The organism is Streptomyces sp. SID3343 (genome assembly GCF_009865215.1).
Classification (GTDB): domain Bacteria; phylum Actinomycetota; class Actinomycetes; order Streptomycetales; family Streptomycetaceae; genus Embleya.
Genome location: NZ_WWJX01000899.1, coordinates 1 through 1,353, shown reverse-complemented (window position 1 = coordinate 1,353; position 1,353 = coordinate 1). Strand labels below are relative to the sequence as shown.

At 74.1% G+C, this 1,353-nt stretch carries 2 protein-coding genes; both read right to left on the bottom strand.

The window, feature by feature from the left end; translation table 11 throughout:
- Nucleotides 1–609: ATP-binding cassette domain-containing protein (locus GT354_RS27680; RefSeq protein WP_161359100.1), on the bottom strand; the 609-nt coding region annotated here is incomplete at its 3' end.
- The coding region (locus GT354_RS27675; RefSeq protein WP_161359099.1) for an ABC transporter ATP-binding protein at nt 606–1,353 on the bottom strand (748 nt) is incomplete at its 5' end. The genes GT354_RS27675 and GT354_RS27680, both read right to left, overlap by 4 nt.

The window sequence follows — 1,353 nt, the reverse complement described above, 5'->3', positions numbered from 1 at the left end:
GGCCAACGCCCGGGCGATGGCCACGCGTTGCCGCTGGCCGCCCGACAGGGCGCGTGGCTGCGACTTGAGCATGCGCGCGTCCAGGCCCACCAGGTCGGCGAGTTCGGTGACCCGCGTACTGCGGGCGGCGGTGTCGAGGTCGAAGTGCAGGCGCACCACCTCGGCGATGGCGTCACCGACCGGTTGACGCGGGTCGAGGCTGCTGTACGGGTCCTGGAAGACCAGTTGGATCCGCCGCGCGTGCGCTCGTCGCTCGGCGGTACGCCGTGACGGACGCGTGCGGTCGGCGCCGTCGACGACGATCCGTCCGGCGGTCGGCCGCTCCAAGCCCAGCAGCATCCGCGCGAGGGTGGTCTTGCCGGAACCGGATTCGCCCACCACGGCGAGGGATCCGCCGCGCGGCACGGTGAACGACACGTCGTCGACCGCGACGAAGTCCTGGCGTTCGTGGCCTCGGCCCCCGTGCACCCGAAAGACCTTGCGCAGCGATTCGGCGACCACGACGGGCGCGGCGGTTGCGGCAGGCGCGGCGACCACGACGGGCACGGCGGTTGCGGCAGGCGCGGCGGGGCCCGGGCTCTCCTCGGGCACGGCGGTGTCGCGAGTCATGACGGGATTTCCTTCGCAGCAGCGGCCGGGCTCGGGATCAAGGTCGCGGGAACGCCGGGTTGGCCCGCGCGGCGGCAACGCACGGCCCCGCCGTCGAGCACGCGCAGCCGCTGGGCGTCGGTGTGGCACGCGTCCTCGGCGCAGGGGCACCGGTTGCCGAACGCGCAACCGGGTGGGGCCTCGAACGCGCTGATCGGGCGTCCGGGCACGACGGGCAGGCGGGCCACCCGGGCCTCGATGGAGGGGCGTGCGCCGAGCAGGGCCGCCGTGTACGGGTGGCGGGGCCGCGCGTACAGGTCGGCGGCCGTGCGACTCTCCACGATCGAGCCCGCGTACATCACCGAGACTCGGTCGCAGATGGCGGTGGCGAGGTCGAGATCGTGGGTGATGAACAGCAGGCCGAGGCCGCGTTCGCGGCGCAGGCGGTCGAGGATCGCGACGACCTCGGCCTGCCGGGTGACGTCGAGCGCGGTGGTGGGCTCGTCGGCGAGGATCAGGCGTGGCCGGCCGGCCAGCGCGGAGGCGATCATCACGCGCTGGAGCAGACCGCCGGACAACTCGTGCGGATACTGCCGCAGGCGGCGTTCACCGTCGTCGATGCCGACCTCGGCGAGCAGGCCGACGGCCTCGCGCCGGGCCGCGCCGGCGCGCATGCCCAGGTTGGTGCGCAGGCCCTCGGTGAGGAAGTCGCCGATGGTGCGTACCGGGTTGATGTGCGCGCGGGGGTCCTGGAAGATCATCGCG